Annotated in this window: 19 protein-coding genes and 1 tRNA gene; 12 read left to right on the top strand and 8 right to left on the bottom strand. The window is 38.2% G+C overall.

The genetic code is table 11. The features are described 5' to 3' along the window. The first annotated feature begins 103 nt into the window (after window positions 1-103). The 5 genes from HS1_RS01615 to HS1_RS01595 are packed head-to-tail and all read left to right on the top strand — an operon-like array spanning window position 104 to window position 6648. The gene (locus HS1_RS01615; RefSeq protein WP_245670010.1) at window positions 104-3187 is read left to right on the top strand and encodes a type ISP restriction/modification enzyme; all 3084 of its coding nucleotides are present in this window, start codon (window positions 104-106) and stop codon (window positions 3185-3187) included. Then, complete coding sequence (pgeF, locus tag HS1_RS01610; RefSeq protein ID WP_066060425.1) at window positions 3162-3932, top strand: peptidoglycan editing factor PgeF; 771 nt, start codon at window positions 3162-3164, stop codon at window positions 3930-3932. The genes HS1_RS01615 and pgeF overlap by 26 nt, the downstream gene beginning before the upstream one ends. After that, entirely contained in the window at window positions 3929-4708 is a 780-nt protein-coding gene (locus HS1_RS01605) for a dihydroorotate dehydrogenase electron transfer subunit (RefSeq protein ID WP_066060424.1), read from the top strand. The genes pgeF and HS1_RS01605 overlap by 4 nt, the downstream gene beginning before the upstream one ends. Further along, the gene (locus HS1_RS01600) at window positions 4705-5610 is read left to right on the top strand and encodes a dihydroorotate dehydrogenase (RefSeq protein ID WP_066066372.1); all 906 of its coding nucleotides are present in this window, start codon (window positions 4705-4707) and stop codon (window positions 5608-5610) included. Before HS1_RS01605 ends, HS1_RS01600 begins: the two co-directional genes overlap by 4 nt. Before the next feature lie 9 nt (window positions 5611-5619). Further along, the gene (locus HS1_RS01595; RefSeq protein ID WP_066060423.1) at window positions 5620-6648 is read left to right on the top strand and encodes a mechanosensitive ion channel family protein; all 1029 of its coding nucleotides are present in this window, start codon (window positions 5620-5622) and stop codon (window positions 6646-6648) included. An 8-nt stretch (window positions 6649-6656) separates the two neighbouring features. Here HS1_RS01595 and HS1_RS01590 read toward each other — a convergent pair whose 3' ends face one another. After that, a complete protein-coding gene (locus tag HS1_RS01590) occupies window positions 6657-6932 on the bottom strand; it encodes a hypothetical protein (protein WP_066060422.1) in 276 nt (91 codons plus the stop codon). A gap of 123 nt (window positions 6933-7055) precedes the next feature. On the opposite strand from HS1_RS01590, the gene HS1_RS01585 reads away from it, so the two are divergent. The 4 genes from HS1_RS01585 to HS1_RS01570 all read left to right on the top strand — a co-directional run bounded on the left by HS1_RS01585 (window position 7056) and on the right by HS1_RS01570 (window position 10926). Then, complete coding sequence (locus HS1_RS01585) at window positions 7056-7400, top strand: hypothetical protein (RefSeq protein ID WP_156469344.1); 345 nt, start codon at window positions 7056-7058, stop codon at window positions 7398-7400. Beyond that, on the top strand, window positions 7390-8430 hold the full coding sequence (gene selD, locus HS1_RS01580) for a selenide, water dikinase SelD (protein ID WP_082757537.1): 1041 nt from the start codon (window positions 7390-7392) through the stop codon (window positions 8428-8430). Before HS1_RS01585 ends, selD begins: the two co-directional genes overlap by 11 nt. Window positions 8431-8496: 66 nt before the next feature. Beyond that, a complete protein-coding gene (gene cysS, locus HS1_RS01575) occupies window positions 8497-10818 on the top strand; it encodes a cysteine--tRNA ligase (protein ID WP_066060419.1) in 2322 nt (773 codons plus the stop codon). A gap of 31 nt (window positions 10819-10849) precedes the next feature. After that, window positions 10850-10926, top strand: a tRNA-Met gene (locus HS1_RS01570). A 7-nt stretch (window positions 10927-10933) separates the two neighbouring features. Here HS1_RS01570 and HS1_RS01565 read toward each other — a convergent pair. Then, a complete protein-coding gene (locus tag HS1_RS01565) occupies window positions 10934-12583 on the bottom strand; it encodes a putative manganese-dependent inorganic diphosphatase (protein ID WP_066060418.1) in 1650 nt (549 codons plus the stop codon). Between the two features lie 62 nt (window positions 12584-12645). Then, window positions 12646-14793, bottom strand: coding sequence for an NAD-dependent DNA ligase LigA (gene ligA / locus HS1_RS01560; RefSeq protein WP_066060417.1), 2148 nt, complete (start codon window positions 14791-14793; stop codon window positions 12646-12648). Between the two features lie 171 nt (window positions 14794-14964). Between ligA and HS1_RS01555 the strand changes: the two genes are divergently transcribed. Further along, the gene (locus HS1_RS01555; RefSeq protein WP_066060416.1) at window positions 14965-15192 is read left to right on the top strand and encodes a hypothetical protein; all 228 of its coding nucleotides are present in this window, start codon (window positions 14965-14967) and stop codon (window positions 15190-15192) included. Window positions 15193-15446: 254 nt separating this feature from the next. Here HS1_RS01555 and tsaA read toward each other — a convergent pair whose 3' ends face one another. Beyond that, the gene (gene tsaA, locus HS1_RS01550; RefSeq protein ID WP_066060415.1) at window positions 15447-15920 is read right to left on the bottom strand and encodes a tRNA (N6-threonylcarbamoyladenosine(37)-N6)-methyltransferase TrmO; all 474 of its coding nucleotides are present in this window, start codon (window positions 15918-15920) and stop codon (window positions 15447-15449) included. Window positions 15921-16030: 110 nt separating this feature from the next. After that, entirely contained in the window at window positions 16031-16744 is a 714-nt protein-coding gene (locus HS1_RS01545) for a hypothetical protein (protein ID WP_156469343.1), read from the bottom strand. Between the two features lie 125 nt (window positions 16745-16869). Between HS1_RS01545 and ahbC the strand changes: the two genes are divergently transcribed. Together ahbC and hemB are read left to right on the top strand one after the other, a co-directional pair. Further along, a complete protein-coding gene (gene ahbC / locus HS1_RS01540) occupies window positions 16870-18078 on the top strand; it encodes a 12,18-didecarboxysiroheme deacetylase (RefSeq protein WP_066060413.1) in 1209 nt (402 codons plus the stop codon). Between the two features lie 100 nt (window positions 18079-18178). Further along, window positions 18179-19153, top strand: a complete 975-nt coding sequence (hemB, locus tag HS1_RS01535; protein WP_066060412.1) for a porphobilinogen synthase — start codon at window positions 18179-18181, stop codon at window positions 19151-19153. Window positions 19154-19156: 3 nt separating this feature from the next. Here the strand turns inward: hemB and HS1_RS01530 are convergent, their stop codons facing one another. The 3 genes from HS1_RS01530 to HS1_RS01520 are packed head-to-tail and all read right to left on the bottom strand — an operon-like array spanning window position 19157 to window position 21545. After that, on the bottom strand, window positions 19157-19942 hold the full coding sequence (locus HS1_RS01530) for a sulfide-dependent adenosine diphosphate thiazole synthase (RefSeq protein WP_066060411.1): 786 nt from the start codon (window positions 19940-19942) through the stop codon (window positions 19157-19159). Window positions 19943-19960: 18 nt separating this feature from the next. Beyond that, the gene (locus HS1_RS01525) at window positions 19961-20380 is read right to left on the bottom strand and encodes an NIL domain-containing protein (protein ID WP_066060410.1); all 420 of its coding nucleotides are present in this window, start codon (window positions 20378-20380) and stop codon (window positions 19961-19963) included. Further along, complete coding sequence (locus HS1_RS01520) at window positions 20373-21545, bottom strand: homocysteine biosynthesis protein (protein WP_066060409.1); 1173 nt, start codon at window positions 21543-21545, stop codon at window positions 20373-20375. Before HS1_RS01520 ends, HS1_RS01525 begins: the two co-directional genes overlap by 8 nt. Window positions 21546-21614: the final 69 nt, after the last annotated feature.

Below are 21614 nucleotides of genomic sequence, written 5' to 3'. Positions count from 1 at the left end.
ACTGGACAATGTTGCAGAATCCACATCACGTGACGGCCATCGTTTGATTGTCCGTTATCTCTTGCAGGTGGGATTATCTGGAAAGGTATGTTATAGTAGATAAATGATGAAAAAACAAAAAGACAAACTTAAAAGGTTAATTAGCAACTACTTCAAAGAAATCCACAAGATTTATGTAAGTGGAGGTTTTAGAGAGGAGAGCTTTTATCCTTGTTTTAAAAGGCTTGTTGAGGAGTGCTCAAGGCTTGTTTTGACTGAAAAGGAGACTAGTGTCCTTGTTCAGCCTAAAAGGACAGAAGTAGGCATCCCTGATTTCCTTATTAGGGCAAATGGGGAAATTATCGGGTATATTGAAACCAAAACACCGAATGAAAATCTAAAGGACGTTGAAGATTCTGAGCAACTTAGAAGATATAGAAATTCACTCCCAAACCTTATTCTAACAAATTTCCTAGAATTTAGGCTATACAGGCAAAGCAATTTAGTTCAAGAAGTTGAGGTTGGCCGTAAATTTATCTTGCAGAATTTAAGGCAGCCCCCTGTTCCTGAAAAGCTAGATTTATTCTTTGAACTCCTTGAGAAGTTCTTCTCATTTTCTATGCCTGAAATAAGGGATTCTTCCAAGCTTTCTATGGAGCTTGCTAAAAGGACAAGATTCCTTGAATTTATTTTAAAAGAAGAACTGTCAGAGGAAAATCAAGAAATAATAAGATTTTATGAGGCATTTAGGCAAGAGCTTATAGAGGAACTTACAAAGGAGAGATTTGCGGATTTATATGCCCAGACCATCGCCTATGGGCTTTTTGCTGCCAGGATGAAGGTAAAAAATGGGTTCAAGAAGGAATTGGCCTGGAAATTTATTCCTGAAAGCCTTCCCTTGCTTAGGGAAATCTTTTACTCCTTTACTGGACCAAATCTACCAGAATCATTAGCCTGGGTTGTGGATGAGATAGCACAGCTTTTACAAAAGGCAGATATTCCATCAATTCTTTGTGAATTTAAGACCACAAAATGGGAGGAGGATCCAATTATCCATTTTTATGAAACATTCCTTGCTACTTATAATCCAAAAGAAAGGGAAAGATTGGGTGTTTACTATACACCTTTGCCAGTGGTCTCATATATTGTAAGCTCAATCCATAGCCTTTTAAAAGATAAATTCAAAAAACCCGAAGGATTGGCCACAAAGGATGTAACCCTCCTTGACCCAGCAGCAGGCACACTTACCTTTATTGTCCAAGCCATTAAACAAGTTAAAAAAGAATTAGAGGAAAAAAATAAAACAGGACTAATCAAGTCTTATATAGAAGAACACATCTTACCCCATTTTTATGCCTTTGAAATACTTATGGCACCTTATACAGTTGGCCACTTCAAGGTCTCTATGGTCTTAGAAGAGATGGGCTATAAGTTTAAGAAAGATGAAAGATTCCGATTTTATCTCACAAATACCTTAGAGATGAAAGAGCCTGGGGGGCTAAGTTTTCTTATTGACCTTACCAAAGAAGGTCAAAAGGCAAAGGAGATAAAAGAAAAGGTGCCAATTTTGGTAATCCTTGGGAATCCTCCCTACTCTGTGAGTTCAGAGAATAAATCACAATTCATTGAAAATTTAATGGAAGATTATAAAAGAGAGGTAAGGCAGGAAAGAAATATTCAACCGCTTTCTGATGACTACATAAAATTTATTCGCTTTGACCACTGGAAAATAGAACAGGCAGGCATAGGAATTATTGGCATAATAAGTAATAATTCTTATCTTTCTGGCATTATCCATCGAGGTATGAGAAGGAAGCTCCTTGAGACATTTGATGAGATTTATATTTTAAATCTACATGGGTCTTCAAGGATTGGTGAAAAAACACCAGAAGGCGGTAAGGATGAAAATGTGTTTGATATTCAGCAAGGTGTTTCTATTGCCCTGTATGTAAAACCTGAAAAGCCAACGGGAAAGAAGAAGGTTTATTATGCTGACCTTTGGGGACTTAGAGAAGAAAAATACAAATACTTATTCAAAAATGATGTAGTCTCTACAAAGTGGCAAGAGATTAAACCCACCTCACCATACTATTTCTTCGTTCCCAAGGATTTCGCCCTACAGGCAGAGTATGAACAATTCTGGAAGGTGACAGAGATATTTAGGAAGTGGTCAAGTGGGGTAACAACGCACAGAGATCATTTCGTGGTGGGTTTTACAAAAGAAGAAATAGTCCAGAGACTTAGAATTTTCATGGGCAACCTAGCTGATGACTTGGTTGGTCAAAGCCTGAACCTCAAGGATACAGGAACTTGGAAGTTAGCTAGAGCAAGGCAAAAGATTAGAAGCCAAGAAGCTGAAGATAAAATTTATCCTTATGCCTATCGACCCTTTGATACAAGGTTTATTTGCTACGAACCAACTTTGATAGATAGGCCTAGATTGCCTTTTATGAATAATCTTAAAAAGGAAAATATTGCCTTACTATGTATGAGGGAAATTGTTATAGAAAGCGGTTTTTCACATATTTTTGTAAGTGATGAAATTTCAGATAGGAGAATTTTCCTCAGTAATAGAGGTGCACCTTATTTCTTCCCCCTCTACCTCTATCCTGACAAGCCCAAAGGTGAATTATTTAAGGAAGAGGAAACAAAATCCAAACGTATCCCTAACTTTACTAACGAGTTTTTACAGGCCATAAAGGAATGCCTAGGCACAGAACCTACGCCAGAGAAGATTTTTTATTACATCTATGCTGTGCTTTGTTCTCCTACTTACCGAAAGCGCTATGAGGAATTTCTTAAAATAGATTTTCCTAGGATTCCATTGCCTACAGATAATAATTATTTTAATGCCTTAAGTAATTTGGGTAAAGAGCTAGTTGACCTCCATTTACTTAAGCATCCAGCACTTGACCAATCAGAAATTGGATTTCCTAAAGGCAATTCAAATATAGTTGAAAAGGTCAGTTATGATGAAAATACTAAAAGGGTTTATATCAATAAAAAACAATATTTTGAAGGTATCCCAAAAAAGGTATGGGAATACCATATTGGTGCCTATCAGGTGATGCAAAAATATTTAAAAGATAGAAAGAAAAGAAAATTATCATTGGACGAAATTAACCACTATATGAAAGTGGCAAAGGCCATCCGCTTAACTATTGAACTCCAAGAAAGAATTGATGAGTTTATTTATGCTATTTCATGAAACCCCTTTGCCTGTTTTCCAATTTTCCTGCCTTTCACAGTTTTCTTTCTTAAAACATGCTGTTTTTACCCGCAAAGGAGGTCATAGTCAGGGGGCTTATTCTAGTTTAAACTTGAGTTTTGATGTAGGAGATAACCCTGAGGCGGTTAAAAAAAATCTAGAATTGGTAAAAACATATATGGGGGCAAAAAGGATTGTTTGGTCAAGGCAAATTCATGACAAAAATATTTTGATTGTGCAAGATGACACATTGCCTCCTTTTAAAGGTTATGATGCCTTTATTACCAGTTGTAGTTATACTGCTTTACTGGTAAAATTGGCAGATTGTCAAGGAATTTTGCTCTGCGACCCCGAAAGAAGAGTAATTGCGGCTATACATTGTGGCTGGCGAGGAAATGTATGCAATATAATTGGGGCTACTATAGAGGAGATGCAAGATAAATTTGGCAGTGCTCCAAGTGATATCTGGGCAGGAATAAGCCCTTCCTTGGGACCATGTTGTGGAGAAATTAAAGACTATAAAACACTATTGCCAGTTTCATTATGGCCTTATAAGATAAAGGAGCATTGTTTTGATTGGTGGGTAATAAGCCATGACCAACTAGTGGCTACTGGGGTGCCTTCAAACCATATTGAAATTGCCCATATCTGCACAGTTTGTGATAAACGTTTTTTCTCTTACCGCAGGGACAGAAAAAAGACCGGTAGATTTGGAGCAGTAATTATGTTAACTAATAAGAAATGATACTAGAAACAGCCAAAGTTTTAGAACAACGACATTTTATAGAAGAAGGCACAGAGAATTTTCATTTGTTAACACTCTTTGCTCCTAACATTGCTAGAGAAGCAAAACCAGGCCAATTTGTTATGGTAAAAGTTGATTATACCTTAGACCCCTTTTTACGCCGACCATTTTCTATCTTTTTCTGTGAAGGAGAAAAGATAGCCCTTCTTTATAAAATGGTAGGAAAAGGAACAAATTTGATGAGTAATTGGAGAGGGGGAGAAGAAGTCAGTGTCCTTGGTCCTTTAGGCAGAGGCTTTCAGATTCTTCCTGAATTCCCTCAATGGTTAGTGGCTGGTGGGGCAGGAATTGCTCCCCTTTGTTTTTTGGGGTCAGAGCTGATAAAAAAAGGAGTCTCTTTTAAAATTATTTGGGGTTTGCGGTATAAAGTAAGGGAAGACTTAATAGATTTGTTGCATGAAAAACTAGGTTCTTTAATTATTTATACAGAGGATGGGAGTATGGGTTATCAGGGACTGGTGACTTCTGGTGTAGAGGCCTTATATGAAAAACAAAAACCGGCTGGTATTTATGCCTGTGGACCTTGGCCTATGTTAAAGGCATTAGCTTTTTGGACAGAAAAGGAAAATATCCCTATGCAAGTTTCATTAGAAACCCAAATGGCCTGTGGAATAGGAGCATGCCTGGGCTGTATAATAGAAGGAAAGGATGGTTATAAAAAACTTTGTCAGCAAGGGCCGGTGTTTAAGGCTGAGGAAATAAAATGGGAAAGATAAATCTGGGAGTCAAAGTAGGGAGATTAGAACTAAAGAACCCTGTCCTGGTAGCCTCTGGAACATTTGGCTATGGAGAAGAATATGCCCCGTTAATAGATTTAAACCAACTGGGGGGTATTGTAGTTAAGGGCACTTCTTTAAAACCCAAAATCGGTAATCCTCCACCTCGTCTGGCAGAGGTGTCTTGTGGTCTATTAAATGCCATTGGTTTGGAAAATATTGGAGTTGAACAATTTATTCAGGAAAAACTTCCTTTCTTAAAGAAATTTGATACCAAAATCATAGTGAATATCTTTGGTTTTTCTATAGATGAATATGCAGCCTTGGCAGAAATATTGGATACTACAGGTATAGATGCCCTAGAGGTAAATGTTTCTTGTCCAAATATTAAAACAGGAGGTGAAGTTTTTGCTACTGACCCCAAAATGGTAGCCCAGATTACGCAAGCAGTGTGTCAGAGGACACATCTTCCAGTATTTGTTAAGCTCTCCCCACAGGTAACAGATATTGTGGCCATTGCTAAAGCAGCAATGGATGCAGGTGCAGATGGGGTTTCCCTAATTAATAGTTTTCCAGCTATGGGTGTAGATGTTTTTACTCGTAAGCCTAAATTGGGTAATATTACTGGAGGACTATCTGGTCCCTGTTTGAAACCCATTGCCTTAAAGATGGTTTGGGATATAGTAAGAAATTCAAATATTCCTGTAATAGGAATTGGGGGTATTACTAACTTTGAAGATGCCTTAGAATATCTCATTGTAGGTGCAAAGGCCATTCAGATTGGTAGTGCCAATTTTTTAAATCCTCAAGTGAGTATAGAGGTAATTAAGGGGATTAAAGCTTATTTAGAAAGACATGAAATAAAAGATATTAATATGATTATTGGCAGTTTAAAAACCTAGGGAGGCAATATGGATTTTACACATCTGGCAAAATGGTTTCTTCCTCCCATTATTATAATAGCCTCTTTGGTGTTAGGGAGATTTTGCAAAAAGTGGGTTATTTCTAAATTATTAGACCTTACTTCCAAAACAAAACTGCGTTTTGACGATGTTCTTATCCGGTCTTTAAAGAGTTCAGTGGTTCTTTGGTGTTTATTATTGGGAATTTATATTGCCTTGAACTTTGTTTCTTTACCAGACAAAATTTTGGCACTGACGCAAAAGATTCTTTTGGTTTTGGTTCTTTTTACTGCATTTTTGTTTCTAGCTAGATTTTTAAGTGACTTGATTCAGATATACGAAGATAAAATAAAAGGTGCTTTACCAGGAGCCAGTATTTTTAAAAACCTTATTAAGGGTTTTGTTCTAGTTATTGGCTTTTTGATGATATTACATACTATAGGTATTTCCATTACCCCTCTTATTACTACCTTAGGTATAGGCGGTTTGGCTGTTGCTTTAGCTTTACAAGATACCCTAGCCAATTTATTTGCCGGGTTACACATCGTAGCAACCAAAAAAGTGAGACCTGGAGATTACATCAAAATAGAAACAGGAGAAGAAGGTTATGTAACGGATATTACCTGGCGGGACACCACCATTAGGCAGCTCCCCAATAATATTGTCATCATTCCCAATTCAAAATTGGCTTCAGCCATTGTTACTAATTATTACTTCCCAGAGAGAGAGCTTGCTGTGTTAGTCCAAGTAGGAGTGAGTTATGATAGTGATTTAGAGAAGGTAGAGAAGGTAACGATAGAGGTAGCAAAGGAAGTGATGCAGGAAGTTTCTGGGGGTGTGCCAGAATTTAATCCCTTTATTCGCTATCACACCTTTGATGATTTCAGTATCAATTTTACAGTTATCTTAAGGGCCAAAGAATTTGTAGACCAATATTTGGTAAAACATGAGTTTGTTAAACGACTTAAAAAACGTTATGACCAAGAAGGAATTGAGATTCCATTCCCTATTAGAACAGTATTTTTAAAGAAAGATTAATAGTTTGCCTACTCGGAAACTTGTTTGAACACCCATAACTTGTGACTTCGGGGAAATTCCCGTCTTATTAATTTTTTAAGAATGGTTTTTAATTCATTTTTCTCTACTATGAACTCTTCTTTCCAAAAACCATTTTCTATAATTTGAAATTTTGCTTCTTTTTTTAAGACTTTAATACTGCGGTTCCTTTTATAACTTTGAATTTCTACCCTAGAAACCGCAGACTGTTTGTTAAGAAATCTCAAGACCCAATTTAAGGTAGTTTCTTTGGGAAACAGCGCCATGAAATTTCTGTAGCAAAAAATTTTCTTTTATACAACTCTTATCAGGAATTTTTATAAATGGAAAATTTTGAGATAAGCTATCTTTATTTGCTTTATATTATTTTTTAATATACAATAATGGAAATGCGAATTGATACTCAGTTTCAAGACACACGCCATTTTTTAATAGAATTTCATAAAGACGGGTTGGCATACATTCTACTTTATGATGCTGATTATCCCAGTCTTTTTATCGGGCAGAAAGAAGATGATATAAATTTAGATACATTTTGGAAAAGACATCAAGAAGATAAAGATTATTGTCTATCATGCGAGCTTATGCTTCGTTTTGATAAAAAGCTGGTCTTAGCACCTGATTATCCGCCCCTAGAGTTAGGCCTTTCTTTAAAAGTAGCAAAGGAATTGTTGAAGGAGCTAAGTAGAAGCATAGGTTTTCCAAGGACAGTGAAGGAAATATATGAGTTATAGACTTACGGAAAAAGTCAAGGCCTCTGGGTGAGCAGCTAAACTGAGTCCAGGGGACCTGGCTGAAATTATGGCACAATTGCCTCGGCAGAGACATCCTAGATTATTGGTGGGGTTTGAGACCTGTGATGACGCTGGGGTTTACAAACTTACAGAAGATACAGCCTTAATTCAGACACTGGATTTTTTTACCCCCATTGTAGATGACCCTTACTCCTTTGGCCAAATTGCGGCGGCCAACGCCTTAAGTGATATTTATGCTATGGGTGGGAAACCATTAACAGCCATGAATATTGTTTGTTTCCCTATTAAAGAGGTATCTAAAGATATTTTGAAGGAGATTTTACGAGGTGGATTGGATAAAGTCCAGGAGGCAGGTGCCATTTTAGTTGGAGGTCATAGTGTAGATGACCCTGAAATAAAATATGGACTTGCGGTCAGTGGTATAGTCCATCCGGATAAAATACTGACTAATGCTGGAGCTCAAATAGGTGATGTCCTAATTCTAACTAAACCTCTGGGCACAGGCGTGATTGCTACCGCCATTAAAGGCAATCTGGCTAGCCAGGAAGCAATAGAAAAGTTGATAAACATAGCCGCCAGTTTAAATGCTAGACCAAGTGAAATAATGCAAGGGTTTGATGTCCATGCCTGCACTGATGTAACAGGATTTGGTTTGGGTGGACACTTGTTAGAAATGGCCATGGCTTCAAAAAAAGAGATAGAAATTTGGGCCAAGGAGGTGCCTGTCATACCAGAGGCTTGGAAATATGCCTCTATGGGACTTATTCCTGCTGGAAGCTATGCTAATAAGCATTTTTGTGCCAATTTAGTAGATGTCAATTCATCGCTTTCTGAACTAACTCTGGATATACTCTTTGATGCCCAGACTTCAGGTGGCCTTATCATTGTCTTATCAGAAAAAGATGCCTCTAACTGTCTGGCAAAGCTTCGGGCTGAAGGGATTAAAGAGGCAAGTATCATAGGAAAGGTGGTTAACAATCATAATAAGGGGAAGTTAAGAATTATTTAACCAAGCCTTCAGCCACTAATCATTAGCCCTTGTCATCTAGTTTTCTATAAGCTATCATGGCCCAATATGAAAGTGCATCCAAATGTTTTAAATCTTATTGGTCAGACACCTATGGTGGAAATAAAGAGGCTTAATCCCAATCCCAGGGTTACTATTCTGGCTAAGCTTGAAATGTTTAATCCAGGAGGTTCAATAAAAGACAGGGTGGCCCTAGCCATGATAGAGGGAGCTGAAAAGAGTGGAGAATTGACTAAAGAAAAGATAATCATTGAAGCTACTAGCGGTAATACAGGTATAGGCCTGGCCATGGTAGCGGCCATAAAGGGATATAAGTTACTTTTGGTAATGCCTGAATCAGTAAGCACAGAACGAAAGCGAATCTTAAAGGCTTATGGTGCAGAACTCCTTTTTACCCCTGCCCACTTAGGTACAGATGGGGCTATTGAAAAGGCGTATCAAATGGTGCGGAAGCATCCAGAAAAATATTATCTAACTGATCAGTTCAATAATCCTTATAATTGGCAAGCCCACTATTATAACACAGGTGAAGAAATTTGGCAGCAAACTCAAGGGAAGATCAATATGGTAGTGGCTGGTATGGGCACTACGGGCACAATAATGGGTATTTCCAAGCGTCTCAAGGAATATAATCCTGTTATTAAGGTCATTGGGGTAGAACCATATCCAGGAGAGTTTATTCCTGGTCTTAAAAATCTAAAGGAATCTTATGTCCCTGGTATTTATGATAAGCAATTTTTAGACGAAAAGGTGAATGTAAAGGCTGAGCAAGCTTTGCACACTGCCAGAAGTTTGGCCAAGGAAGAGGGTATCTTGGCAGGGATAAGTAGTGGTGCAGCCATGGCTATAGCCATAGAAAAGGCAAAAGCCCTTGAAAATGGGGTGATTGTGGTCATACTTCCTGATGGAGGAGAACGATATTTAAGCACCTCTCTCTTTGTGGAAAAGCCAGCTCTTACAATTCGTTTCTATAACACCATAAGCCACAAAAAAGAGTTTTTAAAACCCATTACTCCTGGGCAAATCTTGATGTATTCCTGTGGACCAACAGTGCATGACATTCCTCATCTTGGGGTTTATCGTCGTCTGGTAGTAGCAGATTTAATCAGGAGGTACTTAGAGTTCAAAAAACTGAAAGTAAGGCATGTGGTGAATATCACGGACATAGATGACAAAACTATTGCCAAGGCCCAAGAGGAGGGGAAACCCCTTACTGAAATTACTCAATTTTATACTACATTGTTTTTAAAAGACATAGAAATTTTGGGTATAAAACCGGCTGAACATTATCCCAAGGCCAGTGAACATATTCCAGAAATGATGGAAATTACCAGGAAGCTTTTACAAAAAGGATATGCTTATGAAAAACATCACTCTGTATATTTTGATATCTCCCGATTTAAAGAATATGGTAAGCTTTCTGGCATTAATTTAGACAAGATTAAAATCGGACTAACTGTAGATTTGGACAGTTATGAGAAGGAGAATCCCCGGGATTTTACCCTTTTTAAACGGTGTAATCTGCAGGAATTAAAGGCTGGTATTTTTTGGGAAACAGAATGGGGCAAGGTTAGGCCAGGGTGGCATATTGAATGTGTAGCTATGGCCATGAAGTATCTAGGAGAAACCATAGATATTCATACCAGTGGTAAAGACTTAATCTTTCCCCATAATGAAAATGAGATAGCAATGGCCCAGGCCTTGACTGGAAAAACCTTTGCTAACTATTGGATTCACAATGAACTGGTTTTTGTAAATGGCCAAAAAATGTCTCGTTCAGCCGGCAATTATATTACGGTAAATGATTTACTAAAAAAGGGTTATTCTGGTAAAGAAATAAGGTATTTTCTTTTGGCTACCCATTACCGCAAAGCTCTCAATTTTTCTTACGTTAGCCTGGATGCCATAAGGAAAAGCCTAGCTCGGTTAAACAACTTTATCTTACACTTACAGCTTGAGACCCCTGAGCCTAGCTACCCCCTCCTGGATACTCTTCTTGAAAACATGAAGCAGCGTTTTATCAAGGCCATGGATGATGACTTAAATATTTCTGCTGCTCTGGCTGCTATTTTCAGTTTTATAAATGAGATTAACCCTGTTTTATGGCAGAAGGGTTTGAACAAAACTGATAAAGGAAAGATTTTATCTACTTTTAAAGAATTAAATCAAGTGCTTAATATTATGGACATTGATGAGGTAAAGTTAGATGAGGAAACTTTGAGACTTATAAAAGAGCGGGAAGCGGCCCGCAAGAGAAAAGATTGGGCCCGAGCTGATGCCTTACGTCAGAAACTGCTTTCTCAAGGTATAGAAATTATAGATACCAATCAAGGTCCTATTTGGAGAATTGTTCAGAAAAAGCAATCTTGACAAGAAACAGGTCTTTGTTAAAATCTTACCAGGCGGTGTAGCTCAGTTGGTCAGAGCATGCGGCTCATATCCGCAGAGTCGGGGGTTCGAATCCCTCCACCGCCACCAATAAAATTTAAATCTGTTCAAAGGAATATCCTATTTTAGGAATAAAGTCTTTCTTGCGGGAAAGAATACTAGAAATAAAACAGCAATCTCCCTTTACTTTTACTCCAAAGGCCTTTTCTACTATCTCCTTTTCTCCTTTGACCCAAACCTCTTCTCCTTTCTTTTCAAATGGATTAGCAATAAGAAACACTACTAGATCATATCCCTTTTCTTTCCTTATTTTTTCCATTTCTTTTTTTATTTCCCTTTCCAAAGGATTTAATTCTTGCCGATCCAAGATAAGAATTTGTCCTATACCTATCTTTTTTTCTCCAATGATGTTTTCCTTAAAATCTTGTAAAAGTATCTCTCTAGGCGATTTATGATTTAAATCCACTTGAGATTTTATTAATTCACGCCCAAATGTCTCAATATCTATACCAGCTTTTTTAGCCAAAACCTGTGCCATTTTTTTGTCTCTTTGAGTAGTAGTAGATAAAGAAAGAATAAGTGTATCAGAGAGTATTCCTCCTAGGAGTACCCCAGCTATTTCTGCTGGAATATCTATATTATGTAAGGTAATCAATTCTCCAACAATGGTGCAAGTACTGCCCACAGGGTCATTGTACACAAATATAGGTTTTAATGTAGAAATATCACCTAAACGATGGTGGTCTATGATTTCTAATATTTCCGCCTCTTCAACTCCAGTTACAGCTTGGCTTTTTTCATTGTGGTCTACTAAAATTACCTTTTTCTTAATAGAATAAATAAGGTCAGAACGGGTAATGATACTGATAAGCCGACGTTCAGAATCCACTACCAAGGCACATCTATAAACCGATTCTAGCACTTTCTTTTTTACCTCTCCAATTGGGGTTTCTAGAAAAACAACCGGTACATCTTGCCGCATAGCGGCCTTTACAGGCACGGCTAAGGGTAGCAAATTAGATACCGTAAAACTAGAATAAGGAGTGGAAAGGAGAAGAGTGCTATGCTTTTTAGCTAACTTAATGATTTCCTCACTAACAGAGGTCTCATCCGTAAGAATTAAGGCCTTACAACCTGATTTAATTAAATCTGCTTGAATATCTGTTCGATCCCCAACAATAGCAATATCTCCTTTTTTTATATAATGAAGAATAGTGCCTTTCTGCATAGCAGCGATAAGAATGCGGCCGGTAAGGGTCTTCACTTTTTTAGGGTTAGCAAGTATTCGGGCCTGTAGAGTTTGAACCAAGGTTTTTAGGTCTACTGAAACCGAAGTGGTAACTTCATCCCACTTAATTCTGTCTATGTAATATTTAGCAATATCTTTGTAGCCAGTTACTCCTAATAACCGTTGATATTCATCTACAATGGGAACAGTGTCAATATTACGTTCTTTCATAATCATGGCTACATCTTTTATCGACTGGTGTAAAAAGGCAGTAATTGGGGTTTTCAGATTGAGGTCGCTCACCGTAGATGATAGATTAGTAACAAGTATAGGTGTTTCAATCTTAAAATAATCTAAGATAAATTGTGTTTCTTTTAATAAAGCACCTGCTCTCGCTGGTATGTAAAGATGTTGTTTATCCATACTATTCTTGAAATAGGCATAGGCAATAGCCGCACAAACGGAATCGCTGTCAGGATTTCTATGACCAATTACAAAGACTCTTTTAGAACCTATCAATTTATTCTCCTATTTTAATAAAAATAAGCAGTCAAAGTAGATTAGTAAAGACCTTTTTAAAATTACCTTTCTTTTATCATTTCTAAAAACTCTTGTTCTGTTATAATTTTTAATCCTAGGCGTTTTGCCTTTTCCAATTTTGAGCCTGGGTTTTTTCCTACCACTACATAATTTATTTTCTTACTCACTGTATCCCCAGATTTTCCACCCAACGCCTCTACCTTACTTTTGGCTTCGTCCCTGCTCATAGTGCTGAGTGCACCAGTAAACACAAACACTTTGCCTGCTAAAGGCCCGGCCATCTCTAGCTTGGCCATTCGCACACCAGCCTTTTTTAATTTTTCTATCACCTTAATGTTTTCTGGTAGGTTAAAGAATTCTTTAATACTATGAGCAATTTTAGGACCTATACCTGGAGCCAGTTCCAAGTCTTCTAAGGGCATGTTTATAAGGTCATCAATAGAATTCACCATTTCTGCTAAAATGGTAGCCGTGGTATAACCTACATAACGGATACCAATAGCGTAAATCACGCGGTGAAGGGGTCTTATTTTACTTTGGGAAATGCCTTTAAGTAATTTTTTTACATTCAGTTCTCCTAAAAAAGTGGGAATAGGCTTCCCTAAGGCCTCCATGCGTTTAGGGAGTTCTTTTAGTAGTTTTTCTTCATTAAGAAAATAAATATCCCCTACGTCCTTTACTAACCCACTAACCACCAATACCCGAGCGGTCCTATCTCCCAGTCCTTCAATATCCATGGCTCGTCTGGAAGCAAAGTGCTTCAATCTCTCCATTAATTGAACAGGACAACGGATATTTAGACACCGCCAGGCAGCCTCATCAGGCAAACGCACCAGAGCACTACCACAAGAAGGGCAAGTCTTGGGAAAAATAATGGGTTTTTCTGTTCCTTTACGCGCCTCTTTAATCACCTTAACCACATAAGGAATAACCTCACCTGCTCGTTCTACTAATATAGTATCACCTGCTCTAATATCCTTTTCTCTGATAAAATCTTCATTAAAAAGGGAAACTCGGCTTATGGTCACTCCTCCTACCTCCACCGGTTCAAGTTCTGCTACAGGCGTGATGGACCCCACTCTACCTACCTGAAAAACCACTCTTTTTAAAACAGTAGTTGCTTGTTTAGGCTTAAACTTAAAGGCAATTGCCCAACGAGGGTGATGAGCAGTTTCACCAAGTTTTTGCTGATAAGCAATAGAGTTGAGCTTAATTACTACTCCATCTATTTCATAGTCAAATCCTTCTCGCTTTCCTTCCCAATCCTGGCAAAAAGTGATAACTTCTTCTATGCCATGGCATAACCGAGCCTCGCGGGTAACCTTAAATCCACATTGATGCAAGATGTTTAAAACTTCCCAGTGAGACCTCAAATGACTACCCAAGAGAGTCTCTCCTTTTTTATTTACAGCATAAGTAATTTGATAAACAAAGGCCACCAAGTTTTTTTGGGCCACTTCCCTTGGGTCCTGGAGTCTTAAAGAGCCAGCACCAGCATTGCGAGGATTGGCAAAGGGCGTTAAACCTTCTTCCAACCTTTTTTGGTTTAACTTATGAAAGGTCTCTTTATCAATTAACACCTCGCCCCTTATTTCCAAAAGATGGATGCCAAATTGGGAAAAAGGGGCCTTAAGGGGGATGGAATGGATAGTCTTGATATTGGGAGTAATATCTTCACCCCTGGCACCATCACCACGGGTTGCACCTCGCTTTAAATAATCACCTTCATAAATTAAAGCAATACCTGCCCCATCAAACTTGGGTTCACAAACATATTCTACTTCATCTATACCCAGGCCTTGAGTTACCCGCCTATGAAAATCTCTTAATTCTTCTGCACCATAAGCATTGTCTAAAGAAAGCATCTTAGAAAGATGAGGCACTTCTGGAAAGACTTTGGTAAGTTCACTAGCCACTCTTTGGGTAGGAGAGTCAGGAGTAATAAGTTTGGGATACCTTTTTTCCATATCCCGCAAATAGCGAAACAAAATATCATATTCATAATCAGAAATAACCGGGTCGTTTAATACATAATACCGCCAATCGTGATAAATAATTACCTCTCGCAGATTAGTTATAATTTTTTCTGCTTCTTTTAGAGAGAGGGTCTTTACGGGATGATTTTTTAACCAATTTAAAAAAAATTTTGTCTTCTCCAGCAATTCTTTCTGTTGAATTTGGTTATACATGTCCTTACTCCCTAAAAATATGACTATTTTATTGTTTAATTATTTTCCCTTTGTCTGTCAATGAAATAGAAAAATCCGCGATTGATTTTTGGGAAAAGGGTTTTTTAACAAGTATTTTGGGTAGTTCTTACCTGTCCATAAAATTTATGCTTGAATATGAAGGTAAGGAGTATGAATAAAGAAGGCGTGGTTACTGCTATAAAGAATTTTATCCTACCTGAACTTAAAGAGATAAAAGATAATCAGGCAAAGATAGGTATAAGGCTTGACCCTGTAGAAAAGCGCCTTTCTGACATAAATGGGCATCTAATTGAACAAAGCCGAAGGATTGATGAGGTAAGGACTGAGCTAACTGGCAGAATTGATGCTACCAACAAAGACCTTGTTGAAAAAAACTGATGGCAAAGTTCTCTGGGGTTGATGGTCCTAACCGAACGTGGACGATATGGTTGGCTTTGGCTACTTTTTTCGCTCCATCTTGCAGTGGTAACGGCGATACGATTATGCCACCCGATGCACCGGTATCAATAATTCGGTATGCAAGTCCCCCAACATAACTTCTAAAATACCCAACAGCTAAAGTCACCAGCCGACAAGACCGCAAGCGCAGCGCAGTGGATTGGCGGTCTAGTGCACTGGCTTGTTATACGTTTTCATTCTCTGCCTGGTGGCTTTTGACGAATCTTTTTATCCTCTGTCCATCCATTATTTGCATTTTTAACATAGTCAAATCTCGGGATATATGGCTTTATATCTATGAGTGGTGTATTATCCAGAATATCTATTCCGCTTACTTCTAATGTATTACCATTTCTTTTTTCTAGTTTTACAATAGAAATACCGATGAAATTTGGTCTACAAGGGTGTCGGGAAGCGAAAACACCATGAGGTGCATCATCTAGAAAAGTTGATCTGGATAATTTTATTTCTCCTGCTCTATCAAAAATATAAAATAACATGATATGGGAAAAAGTTTCTATCGTTTCTAATCCTTCTTCATATTCTGGATATATTTCAATCTTTCCTGTTACTTCTGGCTTAAGTGAACCTTGGATGGGGCATTCCTCCTTGGTCTTATATGGGCTATGAATTATTCCTATCTGCTCAATTTCAAATCTCTTTTTCATTTTTCAATTTTCGTATAACGTCTAAGCTCACCTGCCGCTGTGGAGCGCCTGCCTGACTGGTGGACGGCAGGCCAGCGGTATAGCGGTCAGGTGCAGCGAATTGTTATGATTTATTTCTCTATTTTTACGCATTTTTCCAATGTTTTTAACTTGCAGTTAATTTGCATATCTTTTTTATATAACTCAGATACAAACTCATCCATTGGTTGCTTACCATAATTATCAACAAGACGAATGGATTTAATGGCAGCTTTTATATCCAAATAAAATAGACCTGGATTAAAGTATAATCGAATTAATTTATGCTCTGTTTTTAATCCTAAAGTAGAAAAACTCTGTTCATCTTCTATTTCTTGAAATTGAAGATGTTTAACTTTTGGTCTATTTTCATGTATGTAGCTTAAGCAATGTGAAATTTTTGGGCCAGTCACCCCTATGTCTAAATAAAAATCTACACCTTGTAGGATTATTTGATCGTAATAATGAGCGGTTCCATGTCTGACTGCCTTAAACAGCCAATAAATCAGATATTGATGCTTACTGGATTCATCTCTATACGGCAAAAGAAAGTCATCTTTTTCCTTAGAAGAGTATCGTAAACATGAAGGGAGTTTTTGAAAATATCTATCTTCTATAGCAAGGGATAGTTCATGCAATTTGTCTATCTTATTGCATACCCTAGAAACTACCTCTAAAAAAATCATGCTTTGTACGGCAAAAAGATAATTTCCTCTCGGTATATGCTCTTGGTTATGTGCAATCAAGTCCCATAATGTTTCAAAATCATCGGAAATATATTTTATTATTGTTGCGATATTGTTCATGATTTATTCATCTAACTTATCTTTATTTTATTATATTACATGTTTTTTCCATGTCAAAATCTACCCTATTTGTCAACGAAATAGAAATGCTTGACATGCCTGAAGATATAATTTAAAAAAACCCCGTGATAGGCGTATCTAAGTTATATTGTGGCACAGTGGAAGCATCAGACCCGTTGCGGTATGGACGTAGGACCAAAAATCTGCCATCTCATCTCCTTCAATTTGCCTTAGATAAAAAACCTATTGTGGTCTGGAATTGCACCAGGCGATGTAATCTAAAGTGCAAACACTGTTATGCCCAGGCCGAAGACAAAGATTTCAGCAACGAATTGACCACAGAGGAAGGAAAACAATTAATTAAAGACTTAGCCACATTTGGGTGTCCAGTCCTATTATTCTCTGGAGGTGAGCCCTTAATCAGAAAAGATGTGTTAGAGTTGGCTGAGTATGCAGCCCAATTGGGATTAAGGGTAGTTTTTTCTACTAATGGGACTTTGATTACTAAAGATTTGGCTAAAAGACTAAAAGAAATAGGCACTTCTTATGTAGGCATAAGTTTAGATGGGACAGAAAAGGTGCACGACCAGTTTAGGGGGGTTCCAGGGGCATTTAAAAAGGCCATTGAGGGTATAAGAAATTGCAAAGAAGCAGAATTGAAAGTGGGTCTTAGGTTTACCATCTTTAAAGGCAATGCCCAGGAAGTCTCTGCTATTTTTGATATAGTAGAAAAAGAAGAAATAGACAGAGTGTGTTTTTATCACTTAGTATATTCTGGCCGGGGTAGTGCCTTAATTGAACAAGACTTATCTCATGAAGAGACAAGAAAAGTAGTAGATTTAATCATTGACCGCACTTATGATCTGTTTCAAAGGGGAAAACCAAAAGAAGTGTTAACCGTAGATAACCATGCCGATGGTCCTTATATCTACTTGCGCATGTTAAAGGAGAATAATCCCCGGGCTGAGGAAGTGCTAGAGTTGTTAAAGATGAATGAAGGTAATAGCTCTGGGGTGGGAATAGGATGTATTAGTTGGGATGGAGAGGTCTATGCTGACCAATTCTGGCGCAATCATAGCTTTGGCAATGTGAGAAAAAGGCCTTTTAGTGAAATCTGGATGGATACCTCAAACCCCTTGATGGCCAGATTAAAAGAAAAGAAAAAATATATTAAAGGCCGCTGTAGTCAGTGTAAATGGCTAGATGTCTGTGCTGGTAACTTTCGGGCTAGGGCAGAGGCCTATTATGGAGATATTTGGGCCCCTGATCCTGCTTGTTATTTGACAGATGAGGAGATTGGTCTGGAAGATTCAGTGGATGGTGATAATGACTAGTAGCCAGTGGTAAGGGAATAGGAAGAAAAGTTTTAAGTGTTCAGAAAACAAAAAACACATCTACACGTCAACGCATAAGCCAAGTAAAGGAGGCACACTTATGCATTTCCCTCAATATCGTCCCAGGCGGTTACGGCGAAATGAAAACCTTCGGCGGATGGTAAGAGAGACTTTTTTACGTATAGATGATTTAATCTATCCTTTGTTTGTGCAACCTGGAAAGGGCATAAAAGAGCCTATTTCTTCTATGCCTGATAATTACCGTTTTTCCATTGATGAATTAGTAAAGGAAATAAAAGACATTTATAAATTGGGCATTCCAGCCATTATCCTTTTTGGCATTCCAGAAAAAAAAGATGAATTAGGCACCGAGGCCTATGCTAAAGATGGGATTATTCAGAGGGCGATTAAGGCCATAAAAGATAGTGTCCCAGAAATTATAGTCATTACTGATGTTTGTTTATGTGAATACACCAGTCATGGTCATTGTGGAGTGATAAAAAATGGTCAAATAGATAACGATGCTACTTTGGAATTATTGGCCAAAGAAGCAGTTTCTCATGCTGAGGCAGGGGCAGACATGGTAGCACCATCAGACATGATGGATGGCAGGGTAAAGGCCATTAGAGAGGCCTTAGATAGAAGCGGTTTCAGCCATATTCCTATCATGTCATATGCCGTTAAATATGCCTCGGCCTTTTATGGCCCATTTAGGGAGGCAGCCGAATCTGCACCTCAATTTGGTGATAGAAGAAGTTACCAAATGGACCCACCCAATGCCAGAGAGGCCCTAAGAGAGGCAGAATTAGATGTAGGAGAGGGAGCAGACATTATCATGGTCAAACCTGCCTTACCTTATCTGGATATTATTTATCGTGTCCGCCAAGCGATAAATAGGCCTATTGCTGCCTATAATGTAAGTGGTGAATTTTCCATGTTGAAGGCAGCTATTGCTAATGGCTGGCTAGAGGAAAAACGAGTTGTTTTAGAAGCTCTCACCAGCATTAAAAGGGCAGGAGCCGATTTAATCTTAACCTATTTTGCCAAAGAAATAGCCACCTGGTTAAGTGAATGACGATTATGTTTCTGATTTTAACCTTTCCTGAATCAATTGAGCTACCTTTTTTCCAGAGAGTAACATACCTCCAAAGATAGGTCCCATACGGTAGGAGCCAAAACAGGCATTAGCGGCCATGCCACACACAAATGCTCCAGGATAAGCTTCTTTTGTATTCTCAACAGTGGTAGTTTCTGCTACTTCTGCCCAAAGAGATTTTTCTCCCACTATTTTTCCGGTGGGTGTAAAAAGCTTACCATCTGCCTTTCTTTCAATCACTTTTATGAGTTCAGTATGATGGCCAGTAGCATCTATGAGATACTGAGCATGAATGGTTAAAGGGTCTACATGGAGACCCGTGGTTTCTACTGGTGACCAGTTGATCACCAGACCACATACCCTTCCCTCTCTTACCACTACATCTTCCATGGAAATGCAATTAAATATATTTACTCCTGCCTGGCAAGCTTTGGCACAAATCATAGTAGTAGCCTCTATGGCATCGGCTGTAAAATATCCTTCTTTATAAGGGTAAACACGAACGCCAAATTCATCTAAGATGTGCTTACCGGCTTCTTGCACTACGATTTGATTAAACATCATACCACCACCCCACATTCCACCACCAATACTCAATTTCCTCTCAAATATAGCTACCTTATGTCCACTTTTGGCTAGGTAATAAGCAGCTACCATCCCAGAAGGACCAGCTCCTACAATAGCTACATCTAACTTAAGACATGCCTTTAATTTTTCCATAAAACGGTCAACAATTGCCTGCGTAACTATAATTTCATCTAAACCCATTTTTTTCTCCAAAATTTATTAAGATGCATTTTCTTCTATCAATTCAATTGCTCCATAAGCACACACTGAAAGGCAATGTCTACATCTAATACACCTCTCGGGAATATATGAAATTCGCATAGTTTCCCTATTTACTTCAAAACACTGTCCAGGGCAACCAGGAACACAGGCAGTGCAGTGAACACACTTATCTTCACGCCAGCGAATTCCCTCAATTACAGGATGAGCCTCTACACTCATACTGGCCAGATAAGCCATAGCCCTGTTCAAATTGGCTTCTGTCCCTTCCATTTCCACCATTAGCTTTCCTTTTTTCCCAGGAGTAACACTGGCTTTTAAAATATTAATTATCAAATCATGGTCATGGATTAAATGATAAGTGACCGGTTGTTCAACCGCATGAGGAGGAAATACCAAAAGATATTTTTTTTTAATCACCTTTTGCTCCTAATTTTTCTAAGGTTATAGCAGGTTGGGTTAAGAGAAAGTATCCTTTCTTTATCCATTCCTTCAATGTCTCAGCCACTTCTCTAGCTCTAGCATAACTAGAAAGCGTTCCAGTAGGAACTTTCTTCCCACCAATTTCTACTTCTCCTGATTGTAATTCAGCATAAGTGATTTCTTCTAAAACCTCCTCCTTTCCTTGAGGATAAGCCTCACCATAATCTATCACTGGCATAATAATATCTTTATTATTTATTAGAGTATAAGAAAGGATTTCTTCGCTTAGTAAAGGTATAGGAATACCCACTCCTACCGCCAGACTGGCCCCATAACCCCTTAAAGAAACTCCCCTGAGCCAATAATTATTCATTTTTTTTAGATTACCTATTAAGGCCAGAGTGCCTGCGGGGCGGGTAGGAATGCCTTTGTTTGTTCGGGGGACCTTAGATTGATGTTGGGTTCCATGCCAAATAACATATCCAATACCACCTCCCAGAAATATTGATGTTCCTATACCAATAGTCTTATAATATGGGTCGTTAAAGAGTGGAGAAAGTTGACCTGCAGTAGCATAATTGGCATTTCCCAATTTAGGAAGTAATACCCCCATATAGGTATAAGCTACTTTAGAAGAAAGATTCACGGCTACATTGTAGTTTTGATAAGCATTTCTGGGATTTAATAACATAGCATTATTTAAAGAACGAAGATTAATAAAACCTGTGTATTCTGTGCGTGGATAACAGTGAGTGCCATAGCTATAGGCCTCAATTTTAATATCCTTTCCTGCTACCAATTCTTCTATAACATGACCCCCGCCGTATCTAAATTCTCCTGGATAAACTTTATTTCTAGGGTCTTCTTCAGGTAAAGATGTAGCCCCCAAATAAATGTCAGCTGCAGCTAACCCTGGATAAGCATGGACACCATTTAAGTATATTTCACCTCCACCTAGTTTCATCTTAGGTGCAGGCTGTTTTAAATTTAATAAAATACCCGAAGAACACATGGGACTGAAAGTTCCAGTAGTAACCACATCAACTTCTTGAAGAGTTTTCTTTATACCCCTTTCTTTGGCTATCTCTATAATCTCTTCCGCAGTAACTACTACTACCTTGCCTTTTTTAATCTTATCATTGATTTCTTCAATGGTTCTCATTTTACTCCCCAACGCGCAGTAAAAGCTTTTATACCTTTGTAATCAAGATAAATCAAGTCCTAAAGAGAC

This window comes from Candidatus Desulfofervidus auxilii (genome assembly GCF_001577525.1).
Taxonomy (GTDB): domain Bacteria; phylum Desulfobacterota; class Desulfofervidia; order Desulfofervidales; family Desulfofervidaceae; genus Desulfofervidus; species Desulfofervidus auxilii.
Note: the sequence above shows the minus strand (reverse complement) of the source record. Positions and strands in the feature narration are given on the sequence as shown.